Source organism: Labrenzia sp. ATLA3 (assembly GCF_057180185.1).
This window is the reverse complement of the sequence record NZ_JBXUKV010000007.1, coordinates 69,334-94,736: the sequence shown is the minus strand read 5'-3', so window position 1 is coordinate 94,736 and position 25,403 is coordinate 69,334. Positions and strand designations below refer to the sequence as shown.

Annotated in this window: 25 protein-coding genes and 1 riboswitch; of the genes, 10 read left to right on the top strand and 15 right to left on the bottom strand. The window is 59.7% G+C overall.

Annotation, left to right across the window (positions count from 1 at the left end):
- Positions 1 to 2 precede the first annotated feature (2 nt).
- A complete protein-coding gene (gene hisS, locus AC2A6O_RS19600; RefSeq protein WP_498929585.1) occupies positions 3 to 1,469 on the bottom strand; it encodes a histidine--tRNA ligase in 1,467 nt (488 codons plus the stop codon).
- 471 nt (positions 1,470 to 1,940) lie between these two features.
- Between hisS and AC2A6O_RS19595 the strand changes: the two genes are divergently transcribed.
- The 4 genes from AC2A6O_RS19595 to AC2A6O_RS19580 all read left to right on the top strand — a co-directional run bounded on the left by AC2A6O_RS19595 (position 1,941) and on the right by AC2A6O_RS19580 (position 6,439).
- A complete protein-coding gene (locus AC2A6O_RS19595) occupies positions 1,941 to 3,083 on the top strand; it encodes a glycosyltransferase (RefSeq protein WP_498930153.1) in 1,143 nt (380 codons plus the stop codon).
- Positions 3,084 to 3,092: 9 nt separating this feature from the next.
- A complete protein-coding gene (locus AC2A6O_RS19590; RefSeq protein ID WP_498929583.1) occupies positions 3,093 to 4,592 on the top strand; it encodes an ArnT family glycosyltransferase in 1,500 nt (499 codons plus the stop codon).
- Between the two features lie 95 nt (positions 4,593 to 4,687).
- Positions 4,688 to 5,485, top strand: a complete 798-nt coding sequence (locus tag AC2A6O_RS19585) for a ChbG/HpnK family deacetylase (protein WP_162855044.1) — start codon at positions 4,688 to 4,690, stop codon at positions 5,483 to 5,485.
- Positions 5,486 to 5,842: 357 nt separating this feature from the next.
- A complete protein-coding gene (locus AC2A6O_RS19580) occupies positions 5,843 to 6,439 on the top strand; it encodes a Crp/Fnr family transcriptional regulator (RefSeq protein ID WP_209001155.1) in 597 nt (198 codons plus the stop codon).
- Between the two features lie 147 nt (positions 6,440 to 6,586).
- Here AC2A6O_RS19580 and AC2A6O_RS19575 read toward each other — a convergent pair whose 3' ends face one another.
- Complete coding sequence (locus tag AC2A6O_RS19575; protein ID WP_498929580.1) at positions 6,587 to 7,018, bottom strand: RrF2 family transcriptional regulator; 432 nt, start codon at positions 7,016 to 7,018, stop codon at positions 6,587 to 6,589.
- Between the two features lie 97 nt (positions 7,019 to 7,115).
- Here AC2A6O_RS19575 and AC2A6O_RS19570 point away from each other — a divergent pair, with 97 nt between their 5' ends.
- From AC2A6O_RS19570 to yciA, 3 genes are all read left to right on the top strand, one after another.
- Positions 7,116 to 7,619 carry a group III truncated hemoglobin gene (locus tag AC2A6O_RS19570; RefSeq protein WP_498929578.1) on the top strand — a complete coding sequence of 168 codons (504 nt, stop codon included), beginning with the start codon at positions 7,116 to 7,118 and terminating at the stop codon, positions 7,617 to 7,619.
- Positions 7,610 to 7,831, top strand: coding sequence for a hypothetical protein (locus AC2A6O_RS19565; protein ID WP_498929576.1), 222 nt, complete (start codon positions 7,610 to 7,612; stop codon positions 7,829 to 7,831). Before AC2A6O_RS19570 ends, AC2A6O_RS19565 begins: the two co-directional genes overlap by 10 nt.
- Positions 7,832 to 8,055: 224 nt before the next feature.
- Positions 8,056 to 8,442 (top strand): acyl-CoA thioester hydrolase YciA, encoded by a 387-nt coding sequence (gene yciA, locus AC2A6O_RS19560; RefSeq protein WP_148585270.1) that lies wholly within the window; start codon positions 8,056 to 8,058, stop codon positions 8,440 to 8,442.
- Positions 8,443 to 8,659: 217 nt separating this feature from the next.
- On the opposite strand, the gene AC2A6O_RS19555 is transcribed toward yciA, so the two are convergent.
- Positions 8,660 to 8,959, bottom strand: a complete 300-nt coding sequence (locus AC2A6O_RS19555; protein ID WP_148585269.1) for a hypothetical protein — start codon at positions 8,957 to 8,959, stop codon at positions 8,660 to 8,662.
- A 41-nt stretch (positions 8,960 to 9,000) separates the two neighbouring features.
- Positions 9,001 to 9,124: riboswitch (SAM-I-IV-variant riboswitch) on the bottom strand.
- 84 nt (positions 9,125 to 9,208) lie between these two features.
- Between AC2A6O_RS19555 and AC2A6O_RS19550 the strand changes: the two genes are divergently transcribed.
- The gene (locus tag AC2A6O_RS19550) at positions 9,209 to 9,910 is read left to right on the top strand and encodes a YoaK family protein (RefSeq protein ID WP_498929573.1); all 702 of its coding nucleotides are present in this window, start codon (positions 9,209 to 9,211) and stop codon (positions 9,908 to 9,910) included.
- Between the two features lie 59 nt (positions 9,911 to 9,969).
- On the opposite strand, the gene AC2A6O_RS19545 is transcribed toward AC2A6O_RS19550, so the two are convergent.
- The 4 genes from AC2A6O_RS19545 to AC2A6O_RS19530 all read right to left on the bottom strand — a co-directional run bounded on the left by AC2A6O_RS19545 (position 9,970) and on the right by AC2A6O_RS19530 (position 13,296).
- The gene (locus AC2A6O_RS19545; RefSeq protein ID WP_498929571.1) at positions 9,970 to 10,695 is read right to left on the bottom strand and encodes an ABC transporter ATP-binding protein; all 726 of its coding nucleotides are present in this window, start codon (positions 10,693 to 10,695) and stop codon (positions 9,970 to 9,972) included.
- Positions 10,692 to 11,930, bottom strand: coding sequence for an ABC transporter permease (locus AC2A6O_RS19540; RefSeq protein ID WP_498930151.1), 1,239 nt, complete (start codon positions 11,928 to 11,930; stop codon positions 10,692 to 10,694). The genes AC2A6O_RS19545 and AC2A6O_RS19540 overlap by 4 nt, the downstream gene beginning before the upstream one ends.
- Positions 11,927 to 12,940, bottom strand: coding sequence for an efflux RND transporter periplasmic adaptor subunit (locus AC2A6O_RS19535; protein ID WP_498929569.1), 1,014 nt, complete (start codon positions 12,938 to 12,940; stop codon positions 11,927 to 11,929). Before AC2A6O_RS19535 ends, AC2A6O_RS19540 begins: the two co-directional genes overlap by 4 nt.
- Before the next feature lie 143 nt (positions 12,941 to 13,083).
- A complete protein-coding gene (locus AC2A6O_RS19530) occupies positions 13,084 to 13,296 on the bottom strand; it encodes a SlyX family protein (RefSeq protein ID WP_148585264.1) in 213 nt (70 codons plus the stop codon).
- A gap of 198 nt (positions 13,297 to 13,494) precedes the next feature.
- On the opposite strand from AC2A6O_RS19530, the gene AC2A6O_RS19525 reads away from it, so the two are divergent.
- A complete protein-coding gene (locus AC2A6O_RS19525) occupies positions 13,495 to 14,193 on the top strand; it encodes a glutathione S-transferase N-terminal domain-containing protein (RefSeq protein ID WP_498929567.1) in 699 nt (232 codons plus the stop codon).
- Positions 14,194 to 14,216: 23 nt separating this feature from the next.
- Here the strand turns inward: AC2A6O_RS19525 and AC2A6O_RS19520 are convergent, their stop codons facing one another.
- The 6 genes from AC2A6O_RS19520 to AC2A6O_RS19495 all read right to left on the bottom strand — a co-directional run bounded on the left by AC2A6O_RS19520 (position 14,217) and on the right by AC2A6O_RS19495 (position 20,217).
- Complete coding sequence (locus AC2A6O_RS19520) at positions 14,217 to 14,420, bottom strand: hypothetical protein (protein ID WP_498929565.1); 204 nt, start codon at positions 14,418 to 14,420, stop codon at positions 14,217 to 14,219.
- Between the two features lie 270 nt (positions 14,421 to 14,690).
- The gene (gene groL, locus AC2A6O_RS19515) at positions 14,691 to 16,334 is read right to left on the bottom strand and encodes a chaperonin GroEL (RefSeq protein WP_148585261.1); all 1,644 of its coding nucleotides are present in this window, start codon (positions 16,332 to 16,334) and stop codon (positions 14,691 to 14,693) included.
- A 57-nt stretch (positions 16,335 to 16,391) separates the two neighbouring features.
- Entirely contained in the window at positions 16,392 to 16,679 is a 288-nt protein-coding gene (groES, locus tag AC2A6O_RS19510) for a co-chaperone GroES (protein WP_148585260.1), read from the bottom strand.
- Positions 16,680 to 16,956: 277 nt separating this feature from the next.
- On the bottom strand, positions 16,957 to 17,520 hold the full coding sequence (locus tag AC2A6O_RS19505; protein WP_498929562.1) for a hypothetical protein: 564 nt from the start codon (positions 17,518 to 17,520) through the stop codon (positions 16,957 to 16,959).
- Positions 17,521 to 17,704: 184 nt separating this feature from the next.
- Positions 17,705 to 19,198 carry a sigma-54-dependent transcriptional regulator gene (locus AC2A6O_RS19500; RefSeq protein ID WP_148585258.1) on the bottom strand — a complete coding sequence of 498 codons (1,494 nt, stop codon included), beginning with the start codon at positions 19,196 to 19,198 and terminating at the stop codon, positions 17,705 to 17,707.
- Positions 19,199 to 19,410: 212 nt separating this feature from the next.
- Complete coding sequence (locus tag AC2A6O_RS19495; RefSeq protein ID WP_498929560.1) at positions 19,411 to 20,217, bottom strand: hypothetical protein; 807 nt, start codon at positions 20,215 to 20,217, stop codon at positions 19,411 to 19,413.
- Positions 20,218 to 20,567: 350 nt separating this feature from the next.
- On the opposite strand from AC2A6O_RS19495, the gene AC2A6O_RS19490 reads away from it, so the two are divergent.
- On the top strand, positions 20,568 to 22,151 hold the full coding sequence (locus tag AC2A6O_RS19490) for an EAL domain-containing protein (protein ID WP_498929558.1): 1,584 nt from the start codon (positions 20,568 to 20,570) through the stop codon (positions 22,149 to 22,151).
- Positions 22,152 to 22,499: 348 nt separating this feature from the next.
- Here the strand turns inward: AC2A6O_RS19490 and AC2A6O_RS19485 are convergent, their stop codons facing one another.
- Entirely contained in the window at positions 22,500 to 23,828 is a 1,329-nt protein-coding gene (locus AC2A6O_RS19485) for a M16 family metallopeptidase (protein WP_498929556.1), read from the bottom strand.
- 2 nt (positions 23,829 to 23,830) lie between these two features.
- Complete coding sequence (locus tag AC2A6O_RS19480; RefSeq protein WP_498930149.1) at positions 23,831 to 25,231, bottom strand: M16 family metallopeptidase; 1,401 nt, start codon at positions 25,229 to 25,231, stop codon at positions 23,831 to 23,833.
- Between the last annotated feature and the right edge of the window lie 172 nt (positions 25,232 to 25,403).

Sequence of the window (25,403 nt, the reverse complement as noted above, 5' to 3'; positions counted from 1 at the left end):
GTTCAACCCTCGTTCTGACGGCGGCGGTCGTCCGCCTGTCCGTCCAGGATACTGCGCACGGTCTCGATGAGGGCCGTTTCCTTGACGGTCACCTGTGCCGGGCGGCTTTCGCGCCAGGTAATGTTGTCGCTGATCTCTTCGGAAAGGCGCTTGCCCTCGATCAGATCCTTGACCTGGATTTCGCCCGCCTCGCGCTCGTCCGAGCCCTGGATGATGGCGATCGGGCAGTTGCGCCGGTCGGCGTATTTCAGCTGGTTGCCGAACTTCTTCCAGTTGCCCTGGTACATTTCGGCGCGGATACCGGCCTCGCGCAAGTCCTGCACCATCTTCTGATAACGCCCGAGCGCCGCCACATCGCCGTCCATCACGGTGACCAGCACCGGCGCGACCACGTCGGACGTGCCGAGCTTGCCAAGGTTCTTAAGCGCCGTCATCAAGCGCGAAACGCCGATGGAAAAGCCCGTTGCGGGCACATCGCGACCGGTGAAGCGCTTGACCAGCCCGTCATAGCGACCGCCACCGCCGACGGAACCGAACTGGACGACGTCGCCCTTCTCGTTGGTCACGTCGAAGAGAAGCTCAGCTTCGAACACTGTGCCGGTGTAATATTCCAGACCGCGCACGACGGACGGATCGATCTTGATACGGTCCTCGCCATAGCCACAGGCCGAGAAGATCTCCGCCATGGTGTTGAGCTCTGTAATGCCTTCATTGTCCAGGGTGCCGGTTCCCGAGACAAAGGCAATGATGCTGTCGATGCCGTCCGGGGTGAGCTCCGCTCCCTTGGTGAAGTCGCCGCTCTCGTCCTTGCGGCCGTCGCCCAGCAGCAGCCGAACACCTTCCGTTCCGAACTTGTCGAGCTTGTCGATGGCTCTGAGAACCGTCAGCCGGCGCCCTTCGTGCTCTTCACCGCCAAGGCCGATGCTTTCCAGCACGCCGTCCAGAACCTTGCGGTTGTTGACCCGGATGACATATTGACCGCGCGGGATGCCGAGGGCTTCCATCGTGTCGGACATCATCATGCACATTTCGGCATCCGCCTGGACACCCGGTGCGCCGACCGTATCGGCGTCGAACTGCATGAACTGGCGGAAGCGGCCCGGCCCGGGCTTTTCGTTGCGGAATACCCAGCCGGCCCGGTAGGTGCGGTAGGGCAGCTGGATCTCGTTGATGTTTTCCGACACGTGGCGGGCAAGCGGTGCGGTCAGGTCGTAGCGCAGGCTCATCCACTGCTCGTCTTCGTCCTGCACGGAAAAGACGCCGGCGTTGGGCCGGTCGGTATCGGGCAGGAACTTGCCGAGGCAGTCGGTGAATTCGAAGGCCGGGGTTTCGATGGGATCGAACCCGTAACGCTCATAAACGGCGCGGATCTTCGCCAGCATCTCGTCCGTGGCGCGGATGTCCTCGGCAGAGCGGTCAACGAAGCCGCGCGGCAGGCGGGCTTTCAACTTGTTCGGTTTTTTGGCCATAAGGGTCTTGAATCCTGGCGAGTTCCCGGCCGGACGCGCCCAAGGAAACCCCTTGCATCCGGCTGTCTGATGTTGCGGCTGTCGTAGACGAAACACGGCGCAAGGGCAAGGCGGTGCAACATTCTGCCGGTTCGTTCGATAGACGGGACGCAGGTGGTCGATGCCGAACATCGGCAGGTCAACGCCTCGCGGACCGAAGGACACTTTGTCAATTCTTCAGTCCGTGCCTTGTTTGCATCACAGTTCGCGGTAAAAGGGCGCCTCAGGAACAGTGAAAGTGCGGTTGCGAATGGCCGGTAAAGCACAGTGCTCCGGCAAACCGGCCGGAAGGTGCAGTCGTTTCATTGTCTTTTCTTGTATTTAATTTTCGCCGGGCTATGGTCCGCGCGGATCGGGTGAAAAGGGCCGTCCCGGTGCCAAAGGAAGGCGCGGGAGCGGCGGACGGGGTTCAGTATGGACAGTGCGGTGCGCATGGCGGACGGAAATGCCGGCGAAGGTGGAACAGAGGCCCTGACAGAACAGGGGCTGAAGGCTGCCGAACTCAGTGTCATCCTGCCGAGTTTCAACGAAGCTGAAAATATCCCCATCCTGATCGGCCTTCTGAACGAGGCGCTTGCCGGAATCGCCTGGGAAGCCATCGTCGTCGACGACAATTCGCCTGATGGAACCACCGAGGTTGCCCGCAAGATTGCGCTGACCGACGGCCGCGTCCGAGTCATCCGCCGCATTGGCCGTCGGGGCCTGTCCGGGGCCTGCATCGAGGGTATTCTGGCGTCTTCGGCCCCTTTTGTGGCCGTCATGGATGCAGACCTGCAGCACGACGAGACCATGCTGCCCAAGATGCTGGCCGCCCTGAAGGCCGACGACACGGACCTGGTGGTCGCAAGCCGCAAGGTCGATGGCGGTACCATTGGCGAAGGCCTGTCGTCTTTTCGCGCCTGGGGCTCCAACCTGGCCAACGAGCTTGCGCAGAAGCTCTTGCACGTCACCCTGAAAGACCCGATGAGCGGGTTCTTCATGATCCGCCGGGACAAGGCTGAAGCGCTCGCGCCGAAGCTCTCGGCGCAGGGGTTCAAGATCCTGCTCGACCTGGTTTCCAGTGCAGGCGGCACCTTGAAGATCAAGGAAATGCCTTTCACCTTTCGCGAACGCCAGCACGGCGAAAGCAAGCTGGATACGCTGGTAACGCTCGACTATTTCGGGCTGCTGCTTGCCAAGTATTTCGGCAATGTCGTCTCGGTTCGCTTCCTGATGTTCGGCCTCGTGGGGGCCAGCGGCCTGTTTGTGCATCTGGCGGCGCTGCGCGTTTTGCTGCTGAGCGACGTGGAATTCAACCTTGCCCAGACGGCAGCCTCATTTGTCGCCATGACATCGAACTTCTTTCTCAACAATCAGCTTACCTATCGGGACAGGCGCCTGACCGGCATGAAGGTTCTGATCGGTCTTTTGACCTTCTACGCGGTCTGTTCGGTCGGCGTTCTCGCCAACGTGGGGGTCGCCAACCTGATGTATGCCGATCCGTCCTACTGGTGGTTTGCCGGAACGGCGGGGGCAATCATGGGCGCTGTCTGGAACTACGCAGCAAGCTCCGCCCTGACATGGCGCAAGTCGTAAGGGCCTGCCTTGACCGCTGAACCCCAGACCGGACCGCTGCCTTTTTACCTGCGTCCCGCAGGGTTGATCCTGATCGTCGGGCTGCTGACGGCGCTGAAGATCTTTGCCGCCGCCAATTCCCATTTTGTCGAGGACGAAGCCTATTACCGGCTTTGGGGGCTGTCTCCGGCCCTGAGCTACTATGACCATCCGCCGATGATCGGCTGGTGGATCGGCATCGGTCAGGCGCTGTTCGGCGACTCCGTCTTTGCAGTGCGCGCACTTGTCATCGCATCCGGAGTGATCGGATCCCTGGCATTGTGGCGCACGGCGTCGCTGCTATTCGGTCGCACGGCTGCTGCCTGGTCCGTGCTGTTCCTGAACGCCAGCCTGCTGGTTGGCATCGGCGGCATTCTGGCAACGCCTGACGCACCTTCGGTTCTGTTCTGGGGACTTACCCTGTGGGCACTGACGGAGCTGTCGGCATCCAAAAACGCCAACTGGTGGTTCATGGTCGGGCTGATGGCCGGCTGCGGGCTGCTTGCCAAATATTCGGTTCTTTTTCTGGGTGCGGGCATCGTGCTCTGGCTGGTCTGGGTGCCCGATGCACGGCGCTGGTGGCGTTGCTGGCAGCTCTGGGCCGGCGGTCTGCTTGCGCTGCTCTGCTTTTCGCCCGTGCTCTACTGGAACCATGCCCATGAGTGGGTCAGCTTCTACAAGCAGTTCGGCCGGGCTGGCACCGGGGGCTACACGGCAAGATATGTTCCGGAATTCCTGGGGGGCCTGATCGGCCTCATGAATCCGCTGATTGCCATCCTGGCGGTCGCCGGTTCCGTCAGGCTATTCAAGGGGCTGCGGGCACGGGAAAATGCCGCGTCCCTCCTGCTCCTGACCGTTTTGCCGTTCCTCTTCTACCTCGTCTATCATTCGCTGCATGCGCGGGTGCAGGCCAACTGGCCGGCACCGCTGTTCCCGGCCTTTGCCATGATGGCGGCTGTGTTCGTCACGAACAGGCCTGCCGGTTCGGCTTTCTGGCGGCGTCTGGCGCAAGCCGGGGTCGCCCTGGGGCTTGCCGTTGCCCTGGTGGTTCAACTGCATGCGGTCTGGCCGATAACAGGCGCTTTCGCCCGCAAGGACCCGACCTTCCAGTTGCGCGGCTGGCCCGAGATCGGAAGGGACGTGAAGACCTTGGCCGAACGGGAAGGGGCCGGTTTCGTGGTAACCACCAGCTACGGCCTCAACAGCCAGCTCGACTTCCTGCTGAAGAACGATCTGCCGGTGTTTCAGCTCACCGAGCGTATCCGCTATGTCATGCAGGACGAACCTGACATGTCGCTGTTCGATGGCCCGGGGCTGTATGTTGCTGAAAAACGCCGCAACCGGGAAAGCGATCTGCGACAGTCCTTCGCCACCGTCGAGGAAGTCGGAGAGCTGACGCGCAAGGTCAAAGACGTGCCGCTGGAAAAGCTTGTCGTCTACAAGGTCGATGGCCGTATCGGCCCGGTGTTCGAGCCTGTTGACACCAATTGATCCGCCACAACTCAACAACCGACTTGATTTGCTTGGCCGAATGCCGCAGGGATGTGGCGTAATATTCACGGTATCCGGTCCGCCTGCGGAATTTCATGAAGCGAATTACACTTGGAGCGTTGGACTATGGCCTGGCCTTCGGGGTCGACCGCGCCTTGCGTGACCTTGTGGAGCGCGGGCGTCTCAGCGCACTCGGGGCCATGGTTGCCACCGAATTGTGGCCGCGTGAATTCCGTCCGCTTCAGGAAACCGCCGAAAAGGTTGGCAAGCGCGCCCTGTTCGGCGTGACGCTGGCCTTCAGCGGCGACCGTGTGTCGCCCGTCAGCGCCCGCATGCAGGAAATCTACGGCGACCGCATGTTCACCCGCGAGCAGCTGCAGCGTCGCGCCTTGCTGCGACTTCTGCCCGACCAGCTTCTGCAGGAGGAAGCCCAGGCGCAGCTTGCCCGTTACAGCGTGTTGATGAAACGCCCGCCGGATTTCGTGGCGGTGCGCGAGGGACTTCTGGAACGCACGTCCCTGGCGCGGATCGTAGTGAAGGCGATCGAGCACGCAGGTTACGGCGAGCCGCCTTTGTTGATTTCGCCGGTGCAGTCAGGCCTCAAGGCGATCCGGTTGGCCCGTCTTGCAAAGGCGCATGGGCTCAAGCTTCTGCCGAAGGCCGATCCCCTGCCGGAAACAGACGACCAGGAAAAGCTGCACACTCTTTTGCACAATCACTTTGACGGCATGAGCGATCTAAGCTTTGTAGCAGCTATTCCGGGCCGCTCGGATGACCGTCTGCGGCGGGACGAGTCGCGCCGGAAGATTGCGATACGCGAATGTCAGTATGAGGTTCTGTCCAGCCAGAGATTCTTTCACACGCTGGAGAAAAAAGATGTTTTTCTGAACTGAAATCGAAGGTTTGCTCAGGCACAGGCGGCCGAAGCTTGTTACATTTGGTTTGGCTGGGGCACGCCAGGAAAAAACTGCAACGAAAAAACGGCCCTGCGGGGAACAGGGCCGTTTTTCGTGGAGGTCGGGAAGAGGGGAGGGGCGACCCCGCTTCCATGTCCTTAGATATAGGGTTATTTTGCTGGAATGCACGTGATGGGCATCACAGGTTTACATTAAATTTTGGAAATTCGCGGGCATCAGCGCGTTTGGCAGGGGGAAGGTGTGGCGGAAATCAAGGATTTTTTAAAAAATAGCTTTTCACTCGAAGGGCTTGATCCGGAATTGGCAGTTGGTCTTTCGCGCCTTGCAAGGCCGATGAAAATATCGGCTGGCACCATTCTCTTCGAAAATGGCGATCCCGGAAACGGCTGTTATGCGGTCCTGGAGGGGTCGCTGAAGGTGGCGCTTCTGTCCGTGGAGGGCGATGAGCAATTGCTTGCGGTTCTCGGCCCGGGCGATCTTGTCGGCGAACTGGCCCTGCTTGACGGGCGGCCGCGATCGGCCACGGTGATTGCTTTGAAAGAAGCTCAGCTCGCCTTTATCGACAAGGCCGCCTTCCAGCGCTTTGCCGACGAAAACCCGGCCGTCTACCGGCACATGTTGTCGATTGTCGGAAAGCGGCTGCGCCATGCCAATGACGTGCTGGCCGCACGGTCGTTCCTGCCCTTGCCGGGACGGGTCGCGCAGACCCTGCTGCAATTGGCGGAAACCTTCGGCAAGCCGCTCGACGATGGCCGTTTGCTGATCCACTACAAGCTCAGCCAGGCTGATATCGCCAACATGGCAGGTGCGGCGCGTGAAAATGTCAGCCGCGTCCTCAACGACTGGAAGCGGGCTGGCACCATCAGCCGGATTTCCGGTTACTACTGCCTGGAACAGATGGACTTCCTGGAGAAAGCCTCGACGCTTTAGGTAAAGCGCCGCGGCCTTCGGCAGAACAGGACTTACCGAGGCAAGTGATTGAAGGCCGTGCCGCCTTCAGGACGCTTCACGCTGTCACTTGAACCATATGTGCCTTGCGGGAGGGAGCGCGGGATCTCTTTCCCGGTGCAGGTGAAATCATGCGCCTGGGTCTACAGGCAGTGCCATCTGCGTTCCAGCAAGGATAGAGGCCAGCGTCTCGGTGTTGAGGCTGGCGAGAAAGGCTTCCGAAGCCCGTGCCATCGCACCTTTCAGGGCACAACGCGGCAGGAAGGCGCAGATTGTGGATTCGGGCTTCAGGCAGGCAACGACACCCAGGTCCGGTTCGATCAGCCGCACAACGTCCCCCAGCCGGATCGTGTCTGGCGACTTGGCCAGCCGGATGCCGCCGCCACGTCCTCGTGTCGTCTCCAGGTAACCGCCCTTGGCGAGATGGGCGACGATTTTCATCACGTGCGATTTGGCGAGCCCAAGCTGCTTTGAAAGCTTGTCGACGGTCTGCGGATCCTCCGACTGGCCGGTGGCCATCAGGATTCTCAAGGCAAAATCGCTGGCCTGACTGAGGCGCATGACTGGGTCTCTTTAAACATTCATCTTAGATGTTGATTTTAGCGTGTTGCTGTGTCATTTGAAAGATGCATATAAAATGAATGTTATGGAGGCGGCTATGGAAGCCCCTGACACCAGTTCCAACAGGTACAAGCTGAAGAGACGCGAACGGCCGAACAACGGCGACCGCCTCCAACGGTATGAGCAGGTCGACGAACAGGCTATCCACGTGATGGTGCACACCTTCTATGGCTGCATTCGCCAGCATCCGCGATTGGGAGGTATTTTCGAGCGCCGCCTGGCTGGCCGCTGGGAAGAGCATCTGCCGAAAATGGAAGCCTTCTGGCAATCCGTCCTGCTGAAAAACGGCGCCTACAAGGGCAAGCCCGTTCCGGCCCACCTGAAGCAGAAAGAACTGGTCAGTTCGGACTATGGCGAATGGCTCAGTGTCTTCCGGCCCGTGATCCGCGAATTGTTCGTGCCGGACCTTGCGGACGAGATTGTCGCCATTGCCGAACGCATTGCGCAGAGCCTGTGGCTGGCGACTTTCGCGACCCCCGGAGGCAATCCGCCTGCCGAGCTGACGTCGCAACCTTCTGAATGGAGCGGATCATGCTGGTAGCGATTGTCCTGATAGCGGAAGCGCTGGTGGTTGTCTGGTTCACCGTCTTCTTGCTGATGCTTGTGTCCATGTACCTGGAGTCGCGCGCCATGCCTCTGCCGAAGCTGGATGTCGCCGGGCGCACACTCATCGGCAGCGCGAAACTGGCCTTCATCACGGGCATCGTCGCCCTTGCGGCGATGACGGTCATCGAAATCCAGGCCTTCAACTAGAAAGTTACAGCAATGAATGCGTCCAATCTGCTGCAGCGCGGCCTGCCGATTTTCCTGATCTGGGTCGCGGCCCCCATGCCGCTCTGGATCATGGCAATCCTGATGTTTGTTCTGCGATAACCGGCGTTTTTCTTGGTTCAACAGGATAGGGTGCTGTTCAAACACTTCTATTCTTGCAAACTATGACCTAGTCTTTTTGTAGGAATCAACAGAGGGGCTCAGGCGTGGACGACGACAAGCCGACAGGCGATCTGACATTACGTACCATGGCAATGCCGGCCGATACCAATGCCTCGGGAGATATCTTCGGGGGCTGGGTGTTGTCGCAGATGGATCTGGCAGGCGGTATTTCTGCCGGTCAGCGGGCCGAAGGGCGCGTCGTGACCATCGCGGTCGACAAGATGAAATTCATCCGGCCTGTCCATGTGGGCGACGTGCTGTGCGTCTATGCCCAGGTTGTTCACGTCGGCAATTCGTCAATGGAAATCAAGCTGGAATCCTGGGCCCTGCGCCAGCGCTACGGCCACCGCGAAAAGGTGACCGAAGCGATTTTCACCATGGTGGCTGTCGATGACGACGGCAAGCCGCGCCCGGTCCCCAAGAGGGACTGAGCGTCGCGATCTCCCCCGGCCTGGTTCTCCAAAAAACCTCATCCTGAGGAAGCGCGTCAGCGCTGTCTCGAAGGATGGGCGGCATACTGATGAGCAAGCGGCCCATCCTTCGAGACAGGCCTTCGGCCTTCCTCAGGATGAGGCGAGTTGTTGCAGCACACCTGTATCAACGAAATAGGCACAGTGCAGACATTGTGCACCACACGGGACAGCCCCGTCAGTGTCTGACCATGCCGTGCCGGTTGAGGATATCGGCAAAAAGGTCTTCGTCGACAGCACGCGTGCAGCCGTTCGCCCACAGCTGGAGCAGCGTTTTCAGACGCTCGGTACGGGCTGTCGGCGTTAGCGGCGCCTTGTGCCTGGGCAGGCCGCCCAGAATGCGCAGGGATTTGATCCGCGCCAGCACGCAATCTTCAGCGGCCTGGCACCAGGTATCCGTTGCAGCGAGTTTGGAACTCGCCACCACATGGTTCTCGATCAGATCTGCCGCTCGTCCGGCAAAATGGTCCTGAGACAATAAATCCTCCATCGGTTGCCCGAGGAGGACTGGCGCATGCAAATTAACCGCTTCGTTGCCGGAATACCTCTATTGAGGATCTGACCGGCCGCATCCCTGTTGCGGAAACCACCTTGCCCGGACGGCAGGTTGGCGAGGGCGCCAGCCCTTCTCTTGATGATGGCGGGCTTATGCCACGTCCATTCCGGCTTGGCAAGACCGTCAGTGCATGGCACATCTTCCTGGAAAGACTAGCTCGGGAGCAGGTCGTTGGACCGATCCATTTTGCATCACAGCCGGCCGATAGTGCCGGTTCTGCTCGCCTTTTGCGCCTGCTTCATTGATGTGGTTTGCATTCTTGGACTGTTTCACACGTTCACGGCCTTCATCACCGGCACGCTTGTCGTTTTGTGTACGGAGATGTTTCATCAGGCAGACAACGCGGCGCTGAAAGTGTTCGTGCTCGTGGTCTTCTTTGGCTCAACCCTCTTCTGGTTCGCTTCTGTCACAAGACTTGTTCAGAAAAACAGGATCGCCGTCCGGCATCTGTTCGCTCTTGAAGCGATCCTCGTCGCTCTCTTCATGCTTGTCGCAGGTCTTGGTGATCCGGCCGCCAGCGGTCCGTTATCCGCCGTTACCCTGACAGCAGTCGGCTTTTCGACCGTGGCCATGTCGCTGCAGAACGTGATTATGCTGACGCTGCTCAACAGGCATGTTCCGACAACGGTCATGACCGGCAACACACTCAAGCTGGTGCTTGGCATTGCCGACTATTTTACGCACCCCGAAACCCGCTCCGGCAGCCGGTCGCTGATCCGTCATCAGACGCTGGTGCTGTCCGCTTTTGCGGTTGGAGGTCTGCTGGCGAGCTTTCTGATGACGATCCTGAGTTTCTGGGCGCTCGCAATACCCGTTGCCCTGCTGATGCTGCTGGCGGTCGTTCAGCCGCCACATGAGGCGCAGGCTGCCTGATTCTGGAGCGCCGCCCGCAGCAGGGCTTCAGCCGTCCATCTGTCTCTGTCCGGTGTTGCTTACCCCTGGCGAAGCCTGTCGTAATCGACGCGGCCATCAACGAGATGGATCCGCCGGTCCATCCGGTCTGCAAGCTCAAGGTCGTGGGTGACGGCAACAACGGTTGTCCGTTCGCTCTTCACGATGTTCTGCAGGCTTTCAAACACCTGTTCGGTTGATGCGCTGTCGAGACTTCCGGTCGGCTCATCCGCCAGGATCAGTGCTGGCGAATTGGCAAGCGCACGGGCAACGGCCACGCGCTGGCGCTGCCCACCGGAAAGCTGTTCCGGGCGGCGGTGCAGAAAGTCTGCCAGACCAAGCGCCGCCAGAAGCTCCGTTGCATGATCAAGCTGTGCCCTCGGGCTGCGTTTGCCGAGCCGCTGCATCGGGATCATCACGTTTTCCAGCGCGGTGAACTCGGGCAACAGAAAGTGAAACTGGAAAACAAAACCAAGCTTTTCCAGGCGGAGATGCGCCATCTCGGCAGACGTCAGCGCATGGGTGGGCAAGCCGTCTATCCGGACTTCGCCTGAAGTGGGCCGGTCCAGAAGGCCAAGCAGGTATAAAAGCGAGGATTTGCCGGACCCGGACGGGCCGGTTATCGCCACAAACTCCGCTTCCCCCACCTGAAAGCTGACATCCTGCACCAGGGTCACCGGCACGATGGCAGGCAAAATGCGGGTGAGGTTGCTGGCCTCCAGCAGAACGCGGCCTGAAGTCGCCAGTTGTTCCGGGGCAGGGGTCATGTCGCCCCGCGAATGATGTCGACAGGGTTGAGCCGGGCGGCTTTCCGGGCGGGGATATATCCGGCGATCCCGGAAGAAAACAGCGCCAGCAGGCAGGCGATGACATAGTGCAGGGCGGAGAAATAGATCGGCAGGTGGGTCATTTCCACGTCCTGGGAAAACTCGAACTTGACCGAGGCCAGATAACTCGACAGGCCGAACCCAAGCGCCGAACCTGCGAGCGCGCCCAATATCCCGATCACCAGCCCCTCGAGCACGAAGATCTGCTGAATGTCGCCCTCCGGAAATCCGAGCGACTTCAGGATCGCGATGTCGCGCGCCTTTTCGTGCACGATCGTCGAAACAATGTTGAAAATTCCGAAGCCGGCAACGACCAGAATGGCCCCGACGACCGTATACATGATCACATTGCGCACGAAGAAGGCCTCCATCAGCCCCTCGTTGGCCTCCTCCCAGGAAACTGCCTTGTAGCCGAGCTGCCGTTCCGCCCGGGCGGCGACCTCGTTGGCTTCGCCGATGGCATTGAGATGAATGGCAATCGAATTGATGACATCGGGCTTTTCCAGAAGGATCTGCACCGCCTTCAACGGTGCATAGGCAAGGCCTTCGTCGCTCGTGGTGATGCCGCTGTGGAACAGGCCGACGATCTTGAAACGCTTGGCGACACCGTTGGCCGATGTCAGCGTCACCGTATCGCCCAGCTCCGCCCCCAGCCGTTCAGCGGCCTTGTCGCCGATAACGAGCCCGTTGGATGTCGTGTCCAGATCCTCGAAGGCCCCCTCGCGCATGTCTTCGCCGATTTTGGAGACGGTCAGTTCGCGCCTGGGTTCAACGCCGATCAGCGTCATGCCGATGTCCTGTCCGGCATACCGCAGCACCGCCTGTCCGCTCAGGCGCTGCGCCATCGCGCCGTTGACCCAGTCGCGCAGCGAGGCAAGCGCTTCGGTCGGGTTGCGGATGCCGCGAAGGTCTTCCTTCGGTCTGAGGCCATGATAGGCGACGGCATCGTAGACGGCGCTGGCCGGTTGCTGCGCAGGCGCGCGCTGCTCGTCAAGGATCTCCACATGGGGAATGGCATCGATCAGCGTTGCCGTGAAATCCCGCTGGGACCCTTCCATGAGGCTGGCCATCGCCACCGAAAATCCGACGCCGAGGGCAACACCAAGCGTCGAGACGATGGTTTGGCGCAAGCGGTTTCGAATGTGGGTGGATGCGATGCGCAGGAGAAGCATTATTGACCGTCCCCGGGCACCGGTCTGACCTTCTGTCCTTCCAGCAGATCGGGGTCATAGGGAAAAACGACCCTTGTGTCTGCCGTGACGCCACTCAGCACTTCCGTGGCGCGTGTGCCCGTGATCCCGGTTTCGACCGTCAGCGGAACAACCTTGTTTTCCACGTCCAGCGTCAGCAGTTTCGAGCCGTCAAAGGCAGCAGCAGGCAGCAGCAGGGCATCTTCTTTTTCGGTCGTAATGATATTGATTTCGGCAGTCATGCCGATGCGCAGCGGTGTATCTTCCGGCAGGTCGAGATAGACCCGGTAATTCTTCAGCACCGGATCGCCCTTTGGCGTGATGCTGGCAACTTCCGCTGTCAGTTCCTTGTCGGGAAAGGCATCGGCGCGGATGAGCGCCTTGTGACCCTTGGCGACTTTGGGAATGTCCTCTTCGTTGACGTCCGCCACCAGTTGAAGCGGAGACGGCTGACCGATCCAGAACAGGATTTCACCGGGCTCCGCAACTTCTCCCACCGACCCGTCGGCCCGCAGCACCATGCCGTCCATGGGGGCAACGATGACGTAGTCGCGCAGGCGCTCTTTCTGGGCTGCCGTCGTGGCGTTGATGCGGATCAGCTCGTTCTGGGCCTTGTCGTAAACCTGCTGGCTGACGACCCGCCGCTCGAGCAGTTGCAGGGCACGTTCCTTGTCGGATTGCGCCAGCTCCTGGCGTGCCTCCAGCTCGGCGAGTGTCGCACGGGCGTCGCCGCTGTCGAGTTCCGCTAGCTGGTCGCCCTTCTTGACCTGATCGCCCTCGCAGCCGCACAGCGATACGATGCGCTCCCGGATGATGCTGGTGACCTTCGCCCATCGCACAGGCTCAACGACGGCTGTGGCATAGACCACTTCCGCCGCCCGTCCGGTCGCCGGCATGACCGTGTGGACTTCAGCCGGTTTCTTGAGCCACCAAAACGCACCGGCGGCGATACCTGCGATCAGCAGGACGAATATCAATAGTTTCAAAAAGCGCATGGCACACCCTTGGCGGATCTACCGCCACATTACCGCCTGGGTCGGGGGATGCCATGGCCTGGATCAAATCTGGATGCGCGCGCGGCTAGACTTGCCGGAGGGGCCGTCGAATGTCAGTTCTTCAGGGAGGGGGCCTGTAGGGGTCAGTAATGAGGCGGCTTTTCGATCTGATGGCCGGGCAGAACGTTGTCCATCAGTTCCGTGACCTGATCCGTCATATTGGTGACGAGCCGGTTGAGACGGTCGAGTTGTCGTCCCTGATCGAAGACGACGGTGTTGAGCTCATCGATGGTATTGAGCGCATGGGTGAGATCGATTTCAAGCTTCTCGATCCGGGCTTCCTTGTCGTCCGCCATGGGCGTCTCCTGCGTCTTTTTGGGGCAGCCAGTCTTCTGTCGCGCGCCCGGTGTCTGTTGAGGCAGATATATTGCGGTAACGGCAAAACACCAACTGTCATCATCAGTTGACTGTCTGTTTTAAACGGGTGGAGCTGCCCTATATCGAGGCGTACTCCCGAAAAGGGCTGGTACCTGAACATGACTCAAGAGGGCTATATGAGTGACCTGAACGACTTCGAGATCTCCCGCAAATGGCCTGCAAAACATGCTGACCGCATTCAGCTCTATTCATTGCCGACGCCCAACGGCATCAAGGTGTCTGCCATGCTGGAAGAGACGGGCCTGCCATATGAACCGCATCTGGTCGATTTCAGCAGCAAGGATCAGCTGAGCCCGGAGTTTCTGTCGCTCAATCCGAACAACAAGATCCCCGCTATCATCGATCCGATCGGCCCTGGCGGCAAGCCGCTTCCATTATGGGAATCCGGAGCGATCCTGATTTATCTGGCGGAAAAGTCCGGCAAGTTCCTGCCGCAGGATCCGGCAAGGCGCGCTGAAACGCTTCAATGGCTGATGTGGCAGATGGGCGGTCTTGGACCGATGGCGGGGCAACTCGGCTTCTTTCACAAGTTCGCCGGCCGTGAGTACGAGGACCGCCGCCCGTTCGAACGGTACCGCGACGAAACAAAACGTCTGCTCGGCATCCTGAACCGGCAGCTTGAGGGACGTGAGTTCATTGTAGGAAGCGAATACACGATCGCCGACATGGCCTGCTGGCCCTGGGCGCGCAACATCAATGGGTTTTATGAGGCCGGCGAAGTGACGGACTTCGCATCCTTTGAGAATGTCGTTCGCTGGGTCGACATTTGCATGAAACGCCCGGCGAGCCAGAAGGCAGTCGACATTCCTTCCTGACGCCGGGAACCGGTGGTGACGCGTCAGCCCAGGAAGAAGACCGATGTCAGCAGTGCAATTAGCAGAATGATGACCGCTAAGAGCCGCCAGATCGTGCCATATTTAGAACGCGGCGGAACCTGGGACTCAAGGTCCTGGTCGGTCTGAGCCTCCTGAGCGATTGTCCTGTTCAGCTCGTCGACGTTTTCAAAACGTTCTGAAGCTGCCTGTCTCGCATCCTGTGCCATAGGTCTCTCCGTGTTTCCGTTCATAAGGAAAACCGGCTGAGAGAGCTTAGGTTCCGAAATGAGTAACACGCGGTCGCGGACGGAAGGTGCGGCCAAGAAAAAAGGGCGGTCCCGAAACCGCCCTCTCGTAAAGCTGTTGAGCTTTGGGCTTCTTGGAAGCCCATGCCGTACCCCGTGCCGCAATGCGGCACAAACGCGAGATGATGGGCGGCAAACAAAAAGGGCGGTCCGGAGACCGCCCTTTCGTAAAGCTTTTGAGCTTTGGGCTTCTTAGAAGCCCATGCCGCCCATACCGCCCATGTCGCCGCCCGGCATTGCCGGTGCAGAGTCTTTCTTCGGCAGTTCAGCAACCATGGCTTCGGTGGTGATCAGCAGACCAGCGACGGAAGCTGCGTCCTGCAGAGCAGTACGGACAACCTTGGTCGGGTCGATGATGCCAGCTTCGATCATGTTGACGAACTTTTCGGTCTGAGCGTTGAAACCGAAGGTCGGATCGTCGTTTTCCTGGATCTTGCCAACAACGATGGAGCCTTCGACACCAGCGTTTTCAGCGATCTGACGGATCGGAGCTTCCAGAGCGCGCAGGACGATCTTGATACCGGCCATAATGTCGGAGTTGTCGGAAGCAAGGCCTTCGACAGCCTTCTTGGCGCGCAGCAGAGCGGTACCACCACCTGCAACGATGCCTTCTTCAACCGCAGCGCGGGTTGCGTTCAGCGCATCGTCGACGCGGTCTTTCTTTTCCTTCACTTCGATTTCGGTCGCACCGCCAACGCGGATCACGGCAACGCCGCCTGCGAGCTTTGCAAGACGCTCCTGGAGCTTCTCACGGTCGTAATCGGAAGTGGTTTCTTCGATCTGAGCCTTGATCTGGGAAACGCGGCCGCTGATGTCGTCCTTGGAACCTGCACCGTCAACGATGGTGGTGGTTTCCTTGGTGATGGAGACCTTCTCGGCGGTGCCGAGCATGTCCAGCGTAACGTTTTCAAGCTTGATGCCGAGATCTTCGGAGATCACGGTACCACCGGTCAGGATCGCGATGTCTTCGAGCATTGCCTTGCGGCGATCACCGAAGCCCGGAGCCTTCACAGCAGCGATTTTCAGGCCGCCACGCAGCTTGTTGACGACGAGCGTAGCAAGAGCTTCGCCTTCGACGTCTTCAGCGATGATGAGCAGCGGACGGGAAGACTGAACAACAGCTTCCAGGATCGGCAGCATGGCCTGCAGGTTGGAGAGTTTCTTCTCGTGCAGCAGGATGTACGGCTTTTCCAGGTCAGCCAGCATCTTGTCGGCATTGGTGACGAAGTACGGGGACAGGTAGCCGCGGTCGAACTGCATGCCTTCAACGACTTCGAGTTCGGTTTCGAGGGACTTTGCTTCCTCGACCGTGATCACGCCTTCGTTGCCGACTTTCTGCATGGCTTCGGCAATGTCCTTGCCGACCTGCTCGTCGCCGTTTGCGGAGATAGTGCCGACCTGTGCAACTTCGCTGGAGGTGGTGATCGGCTTGGAAGCGGCAGTCAGAGCCTTGACGGCTTCTGCAGCAGCGAGATCAACGCCGCGCTTCAGGTCCATCGGGTTCATGCCGGCTGCAACAGCCTTGGCGCCTTCCTTGACGATGGACTGAGCCAGAACGGTTGCCGTGGTGGTACCGTCGCCAGCGATGTCGTTGGTTTTGGAAGCCACTTCACGCACCATCTGGGCGCCCATGTTTTCGAACTTGTCTTCCAGTTCGATTTCCTTGGCAACCGAGACACCGTCTTTGGTGATGCGTGGTGCGCCGAAGGATTTGTCGAGAACGACGTTACGGCCTTTCGGGCCGAGGGTTACCTTGACGGCATTTGCGAGTGTGTCCACGCCGCGCAGCATGCGTTCGCGAGCGTCGGAACCAAATTTTACTTCTTTAGAAGACATGTGATCGTCTCACTTATTCTGGAATGTGAATTGAGATCAGAAGCGGTTCGCGAGTGGTTACGCGATCACGCCCATGATGTCGGATTCCTTCATGATCAGGAGGTCTTCACCGTCGATCTTGACTTCGGTGCCGGACCACTTGCCGAAGAGAACGCGGTCGCCTGCCTTGACATCGAGAGCGACGATTTCGCCGTTGTCCTTGCGGGCACCGGAGCCGACTGCGATGATTTCGCCTTCCTGCGGCTTTTCCTTGGCGGAGTCCGGAATGATGATGCCGCCAGCAGTCTTTTCTTCAGAATCTACGCGGCGTACGACGACACGGTCGTGCAGTGGACGAAATGCCATAACACTGTTTCCTCTCATGAGCGCGCCCCACGCAATAGGCAGCGCGCGAGACATGAACAATTGGGTTGCGTTGCACGGAAGGACGTTGCCTCCCGCCACCAATTAGCACTCCTTAACAGCGAGTGCTAACAGCGCCATGGATTTATGTAGCTGAGGTCAGATTGTCAATGCTTTGTGACGAGAATTTATCGCAATCGGTCTCGATGCGCCCGAGGTCTACTCAACAGATATGCCCGGCGAAATTATGACGAAACCTGCGTTGCTTCCTGAACGTCGTTCAATTCGAAGCGGAAACGCTGAAGGGGAGGGTAACGGCGCTCGTCGTCCCACCGATTTCATCGGTGAAACGCGTTTCGAGCTGGTAGTCGCCAGCCGGCAGGCCGCTGAACTGGAATGTGAGGGCGGCAGAGAGTTCGCGCTGCTTGGAGCGGCCGCTACCGGAGAAGGTCGCGAAGTTTTCCTGTTCCGCAAGCACCTGGCCGGTTTTGGTCAAAAGCCTGTAGTCAGCTGTCAGCTCGTAGGCAAATCCGCCTTCGGTTTCCCGAAAGCCGTAACCCACCGGTTCCGCATAGACGTTAAGCGCGTCTCCGTCGGAAAAGACGGCATCACCGCGTGGCGTATAGTGTCCGTACCCGCTGCTCGGACCGTCAGAGAAAACTGCGACCATAAAAGCGAGATCGGCATCCGACCATGCCTGGTCGTAGGCGGCCAGCGCATTCTTGAAAGCTTCTGAAGGGGGGGCGGGGGACTGGGCCTGCGCGGACACCAGCCCCGCAGATACGCCTGTTGCGATCACTGCAGCGGACAGCATCCGCCTCAAAACACGACTTCCCACCAGCATCATCCGTTTCCCCGCACGCCTTTAAATCTTGTCTTTTCAGCGATTTTTGCCGATATAAACCGACTTGTCCGATTAAACAAGGCAATGTGTGCGGCGCGGTAAACGCCGGATTTCAAGACGCGCAACACGTTATCCGCGAAACAAGAAAACCCGATTGCGGTCAAGGCCTCGCCGATGCCGGGCCTTACATGCTGCGCGCCGTCCAGGACTGGCGCTTGCGGTAGATCGTGGAAGGGCTGATTTCGAGGGCTGCGGCGGCCATCGCAATGTTGCCGTCGAAGGCGTCGAGGGCGTCTTCGATAATGCGCCTCTCCTGTGCCCACAGCGGCTCGATGGCTCCGAAGGGACGGGCTGGCGGCGGCGCCGCGCGCGAACGTTCGCGGGACAGGTCTATCAGCGTGCCCGGCCGGCTGCTCTGGTCGCGAATGACCATCGGCAGCATGTCGTAGGTGACCGCGGCTCCATCGTTCATGACCACGATCTGCCGGACCGTGTTCTCGAGCTGGCGCACGTTGCCTGGCCAGGGGTAGGAGACGATCCGCGCTTCCGCGTCCGCGTCGAACCCTCTGAAACCGCGCCGTTCTTCGGCTGAATAGCGCTCCAGGAACGTTTCCGCGAGTGGCAGGATATCGTCGCGGCGTTCCCTGAGAGGCGGCAGATGGATCGGCAGGACGTGCAGGCGGTAGTAGAGATCTTCTCGGAAACGCCCGGCGGAAATCTCCTGAACCGGGTTACGATTGGTGGCGCAGATGATGCGCGCGTCTACCTTGCGGGTGTGTGTGTCGCCAAGGCGCTGGAAAGTTCCCGTCTGCAGGAAGCGCAACAGCTTGCTCTGCAGGAGAAGGTCCATTTCGCCGATCTCGTCCAGGAACAGCGTTCCGCCATGGGCCTGCTCGGCCGCACCTTCGCGGTTGTCCGTTGCTCCGGTAAAGGCGCCGCGTACATACCCGAAAATTTCACTTTCGATGAGGTCCCGCGGAATCGCGGCGCAGTTCAAGGTCACGAACCGGTTTGAGCGCCGTTCGGACAGGTCATGCACTGCAGCGGCACACAGCTCCTTGCCGGTCCCGGATTCACCGGTAATGAAAACCGGGGCCTGGGACGGCGCCATGCGCGCGATCTGATCGTGAATGTCGCGCATCTTGGAGGAGGCGCCCACAAGCCGGTTCGTTCCGGACGTTTCCGGTCTGGCAGGAGCTGTCCGGGCCGGAGGCGCGGAAAACTCTGCCAATGAAACGGCAGGCTGCACGGACTGCGGCGCTGCGGGAGCAGCCGGCTGAACGGGCCTGCGCTGTTTCAACTGGAAGGAGATCTTGGAGGCAAGTGCATCAAGCGAGAAAGGCTTGGTCAGGAAATCATGCGCACCGGCGCGCATGGCACTGACGGCCCTGGAGACCGACCCCTTGGCCGACACCGCGATGATCACTGCCTTGGGGCAGCGGACCGCATAGGCTTCCAGAGCTTCGTCACCGCCGATGGTTTCCAGATCGATGATCAGGATGTCGGTGGTCTTGTCTGCAAGGTCTTGCAGACAGGAAGAGGATTCCGTGTACAGGATGGGGTCCGTACAGGCATGAGACAGCTTGGCGCAAACCGCAGATGTGCGGGCGGCCTCGGAGGCCGTTGCGTCAAGTACGCGTACTACTACAGGCAGTTCTTTGCCCTCATTACTCCCCATTGCTGGGTAACTCCCATCGCTGGATACGTGTCAATCGAGTATCGAAAGATTCGTCAATTTGATAATTCTCCGAACAGGGTAAACAAAGCGTTGTCAGATGGTGCAATTTGCAGTCGATCTTCGGCTTCGGCACAGAAAAGGGCCGAAATCAGTAAAATAATCCACTGAAGGTGGTCGTTTGCGAGGGCGGGAGAACGTTCATCCCTTAGAAATCAAAGCTTGCCTGCAAGGTATCCTGCCAGAAAACTCGCCAGACAGAGGGCGAACACGAGCCGTGGAGCAACGGGATTGGCCAATCCACCCTGCAGCTTGCGGTAGAGTTCCGACGCGGACATCCGGTTTCGCGCATGTGCTCCGGCCTGGAGAGGGGGCACCGTTGGCTGGGAGGCGTAATAGCCCTCACGGGCACCTGGAGCGTCACCTGTTGCAAGGTGCTGTTGAGCCATCGCTTCCAAAGCGGGGTGTCTTTCCGCAGGATCACTATCAGCCTTGTCTTTGGCGGCGAGGTCTGCAGAACAATCCGGCAGCTCTCGGCCTTTCGCCGAATGGAACTCAGGTGCGTAGCTGCCTTTCGGAATGGTTATGCGCACAGCAACGTCGGCGCCGGAACCGGCATAGTATTTTTCAAGGCGGCGCCGCAGCCGGGCAGCCTCGACACGAACAATCGGGTCGGTCACCGGATTGAAGTCTTCCGGTCGTCCAAGCGCTTCGACCGCGATGGTATAACCCTTGATCTTTTCCTGTTGCCTGTTCAGCGTGGCATGCACGACAAAGCCCAAGAAGGCCCGCAGTTGGGGCGCTGACTGGAATTCAGGGCTATTCAGGGTGTCGATGAGGGCAGCTTGTATTTGTTCTTCGCACGTAATCCGGACCGGGGCAGCAGTGCGGGCAGCGGCTTCTCCGGTCGCAACGGAAAGAGGCGCGTCCGGCGCGGAGTGTTCCTTTGCAGGCTGGTCGGTCTTCGCATCCGGCGAAGTACCGCGCGGTGCCCGGAATGCCGTTTGTTCGGCTGCATGCATATCAGCCCCCTGCAAGACGTATTGGTGATCGGTTGCGAAAAGTGCCCTTACGTAAGGTTAGACGAAGTGTTCCTGATTGCAAAGGACAAAGAGTGAAAGTAGCGTTGCCGCAGAGGGCTGTTGGTTGTAAGCCGTCTCCGATACACCGAACGCTGCGGCAGGTCCGAAATCACCAAAATTACGTGATGCATCAACCATAGTCGGGGACAAGTCACCGATTCCAGACCGCAAGGCGGTTGTAGATTCGGCCATGTATGCTTCTTAAGGCATGATTAACCAGTAACTTTTGATTCGCGTTGGAACTTTCGAATACCATGGGGCGGACAGGGACCATATTTGTAGCTATTTGCATGGCCGTGATCGCGCTGTCCTCTGCGACAGTCCTGATCTTCCAGTTCGGACGGCCGTTCGGCGAAGCTGTTTCCCTGTCGCTTGCGCTCATGTGCACCATGATCCTGATCCATCTGCTGATCGGGCGCGCGCGCGACCGTGGCGCCGTCAGCGAGGCGGTGGACCGTCTTGAAGAACGCATGGCGGATCTGGACGAGGATGTCGGCAATATCGAAGGCAGGCTCACGGGTATGGAGCACACCATGCCGCGCCGGACCCGCGCCGAAATCGATCCGCTGTTTGCCGAAGTCGAGGTTCTGGGAACCCTGGTCAAGCAAATGGCCGAGGCCATGTCGGATCTGGAGGCGAGGGTAGAGGACCAGCAGGCCATCGCCCCGCCGCCACAGATGCCCAGCCTGCCGCGCTACCAGCAGCCACAGCAACCTTATCAGGACGAAAGCCGGCCTTCTTCCTATCAGGGGCCGCAAAACTGGCCGCCTGTGCAGCAGCCGGCCCCGGCCCCTGCACCGCAGCGCCAGCAGCGGGCTCCGGGTCCGGCCGCGGCACCATCCTATGCTCAGACGCCTGACGCGGGCATGCAGGACCCTTATGCTTCTAGTGCCGCGCCCGGGCGGGACATGAACGATTTCGAGCGTCGCTATGGCGTTCAAACACCGCGCCTTGGCGACAAACTTGGTCATGTTTACGCCGATGAGCAGCCGGTTCATCACGAGCAGGATTTTTCGTTCGATCCCCCCGAGCAACCTGAACAGCGTCTTCCAGAGCGCACCGCGCCGGTAGAAAAGCCAAGGCCGAACATGGCCATGCGCGAACTGATCACGTCGGCGCTCAACGCCAATCGTGTGGAACTGCACCTGCAGCCGATTGTGTCATTGCCGCAGCGCCAGGTGAAATTCTATGAAGCCTTCACCCGCTTGCGGGACAATGGCGGCAATCTGATTGAAGCTTCAGCCTTTGTTCCGGAAGCGGTGCTCTCCGGCCAGATCGCGCGGATCGACAATCTGCTGCTGTTCCGTTCCATACAGGTGGTTCGCAGGCTGACCTCGCGTAATCGCAACGCCATCCTGTTCTGCAATATCTCGTCGCAGTCGCTTGTCGACGAAACCTTCTTCCCGGGCTTCCTGGAATTCGTGAAGGCCAATCAGGATCTGGCGGATGTCCTGGTGTTCGAATTCTCCCAGAACGATGTCGCTCAGATGGGCGCAATGGAACTGGAGAGCCTGAGTTCGCTGTTTGAAGCCGGGTTCCGCTTCTCTGTCGATCAGATTGTCGACATGAAGATGGATTTCAATTCGCTGGCCGGCCGCGGGTTCAAATACGGCAAGCTGCACGCCGACTATCTCATCGGCCGCCGTGAGGCCAAGCATGGCCACATCCATCCGTCCGACTTTGGTGACCTCTTGCACCGCTATGGCATGCAGTTGATCACCGATCACGTTGAAACAGAGTCCCAGGTGCTGGAACTGCTGGACTATGACGTCAAGCTTGCCCAGGGCAACCTGTTCTCACCGCCGCGCCCGGTGCGGGCTGAAGTGCTCCAGGGCGCACCAGCGCCCGGCCCGAGACGGTCCGCTGCTGGCTGAACCACTCGCGGCTCGCGTTAGCTGAACCCAAACCTATCCAATAGATGACAACGCCTGCGCTCCGAGGCCGCTGCATTCTATCGTGAGCAGTCGCTTCAGGGAAAAGAGCAGGCTGCCCAGGGCTTTCCCGTCAGCCTTTCCGCGCCATCCTCACAGGGTTCGGTATTGCCTCTGGAATAGGGGATCGCAATGGTCCCTCGGAATTGTGCCTGATGCCGTGAACACCGCCGCAGGCCTTGCCCGGCAACGGATCTCGTGCCCGATTTGCGACCCGCAGCCTTGAAACCGAAAACGCCCCGGTCTGAGCCGGGGCGTTTGTCATTGAAGCATGTTGCAGGAGACGCGGTGTTATCCCTGCTTGGGGCCAACCGTCACCACGGTGGGGGACTTGTCCGCCAGAAGGCGTTTGGCAACCCTTTTGACGTCATCCAGCGTTACCGCGTCGATCTCGCTGTTGCGGCGGTCGAAATAGTCGATCCCCAGCCCGGCGTCCTGCAGCGCGACCAACTGACGGGCGATCTTTCCGGAGCTGTCGAAGCGCAAGGGATAAGAGCCGGTCAGATATTGTTTGGCAGACTGCAGTTCGTCTTCACTGGGCCCGGTGTCGGCCATCCGCTGGATCTGTTCCAGCATGATCTTCACCGTCTCATCCGCCCTGTCCGCCTTGGTTGCGGCGTTGCCGATCAGAAGACCCGTGTGCGCATAGGGTGAGAGTGAGGTTCCCGCGCCGTAGGAAAGTCCGCGTTTTTCACGCACTTCCTCGTACATCCACGAGGTGAAAGTCCCGCCGCCCAGGATATGGTTCATCACATAGGCAGCCTGATAATCCGGATCGTCTCGGGTCAGACCCGGCAGACCGAGCAGGATCGTGGTTTGCGGAACGGCCAGTTGCTGGTTCACCTCTGTCCCGAATTCCGGTTCGATATCGGCAATCTCGGTGAGTTGACCTTCCTCCGGCAGTGGGGCGAAAACCTTGTCCAGAACGCGGGAAAGGGTTTCAGCATCGATTGCGCCGACAACGCCGATGATCAGTCCCTTGCGGGCAAGAAGCTTGTTCTGCTGGCTTTCAAGATCATCCGAAGTCAGGCCGCCCAATGTCTCGGCGGTGCCGAGTGTCGGCCGGGCGTAGGGATGATCGCCGAACATCGTTTCGGCGAGGGACCTGCCGGCTATCGCGCTAGGATCGCTTTCATTGCGTCTTGCGCTTTGCGAAAGCTGGTCTTTCATTCGTTCAACCGGCGTATCGTCGAAACGGGGCTGGTTGACGGCCAGCGCCAGAAGGTCGCTTGCTTCTTCTAGGGTAGGCGTCAGAGTGCGCAAGCTGCCGTAGAACCGGTCTTTGCCGGTGTTGAAGCTGATGCTGACGGCCAGCTCTTCCAGTTTGGACTGAAAGGTCTCGGAATCCATGTCGCCCGCACCTTCGTCAAGCGTGGCGGCAAGCAGGCGTGTCAGGCCTTCCTTGCCGGCCGGGTCCTGTGCAGAGCCGCCATCAAATGAAAAGTTGAGCGCAATAATGGGCACGGTGTGGTCTTCCACCAGCCAGGCCGTGACGCCTTTCGGGCTGGTGACTTCCTGGATTTCGACGGCCTCCGCCAGCTTCATCATGCCAAGCAGGGCTACGAGCGACAGGGCGAATGCGGAAACGGGACCGCGCATTGCGAGGAAAGAGTGTGCCATGATCAGGACTTGTCCTTCATCTGGGGCGCATCGGTTAGGGCGGCGTCAGGCACGACCGGCGGTTCCATACGCAATTCGCCGGTCACCGGCATGCTGGCGAGATAGGTGCGTGCCGCATCAACAACGTCTTCAGGCGTGACGGCCTGCACCTGAGACGGCCAGGTCTGAACATCCTCGAGCGTTTGCCCGGTGGTCAGGGCGCCGCCAAACAGGCGTGCCAGACCGGACTGGCTGTCCTGGGCATAGATCGCGCTGGCGATCATACTGTTGCGGGCCCGTGCGACTTCATCTTCAGTGACGCCCGTTTCAATCAGCTTTTTCAGTTCGACCTCGATGAGGCGTTCCATGTCCTCCAGCGTGTAGCCCGGACGCGGCACGGCGTAGACGCCGAAGCGGCCATTGTCGAGGCTGTTGCCCTGATAGTAGGCCCCGGCGCTCAGGGCGGCTTCCTGATCGAGGACCAGCGCTTTATGCAGACGACTGGAGGGACCCTCGCCGAGAATATACGACAGGATGTCGAGCGCCTCGGGAGTACGGCCTTCGCCGGTGGTCTGGCTCGGCACAATCCAGGTCTGTGACAGGGATTCCTGACGCACGCGCGGGTCGGAAACGGCTATGCGTCTTTCGCCCGAAAGCGGCGGTTCGGCCGGGCGAATGCGTTCACCAGGTTCGGCGCGCCGGGCAACCTTCCCGTAGGTTTCCTCAGCCAGTTTGTGAACCGCATCCACATCCACATCGCCGGCGATCACCACCACTGCGTTGTTGGGCGTGTAGAAGCGATTGTAGAAGGCAATCGCAGCTTCCTTGTTGAGCGCTTCGATTTCGCTCTGCCAGCCGATGACGGGAGAACCGTAAGGGTGGTTGACGAACGTGATGGAATTGAGGGCTTCCTGCAGACGGGAACCAGGTTCGCTATCGACCCGCATGCGCCGTTCTTCCAGAACCACGTCCCGTTCCGGCGTCACCACGTCGTCGGTCAGCACAAGGTTTTCCATCCGGTCCGCTTCCAGCGCCATCATCAGCGGCAGGTGCTGCTTGGCAACCTTCTGGAAATAGGCAGTGTAATCCGTGCTGGTGAAGGCGTTTTCCTGGCCGCCGCGATCGGCAACCATTTTGGAGAATTCGCCATCGGGATGGTCATGCGTGCCCTTGAACATCAAATGTTCGAGAAAATGCGCGACGCCGGACTGGCCTTCCGGTTCATCGGCGGAGCCGGCCTTGTACCAGATCATGTGGGTGACCACCGGTGCACGGCGATCCGGGATAACCACCACCTGTAAGCCGTTGGCCAGCGTGAAGCTTTCAAGGTTCGGGGCAATCGTCAGATTTCCAGTGGCTGCCGGGGCGGAAAAGGCGGTTGCCGGAACCAGAGCCGTGCCACCGGCAAGCAGGAGCGCAGGCATAAGCACCAGGCCGATGGAACGCTTCAACCGCCGCACGGGGGAGGTCGCGGCGAGTTTTGAGGGGGATGGGTTCACATGCAACTCCCGTTCTTTGTCTTTCAGTCAGCATGCGCTTCAACAAGGGCAGGGAAAAGCGCAAGGCCGGACAATTTCAAGGTGGCCAACAAAAAAG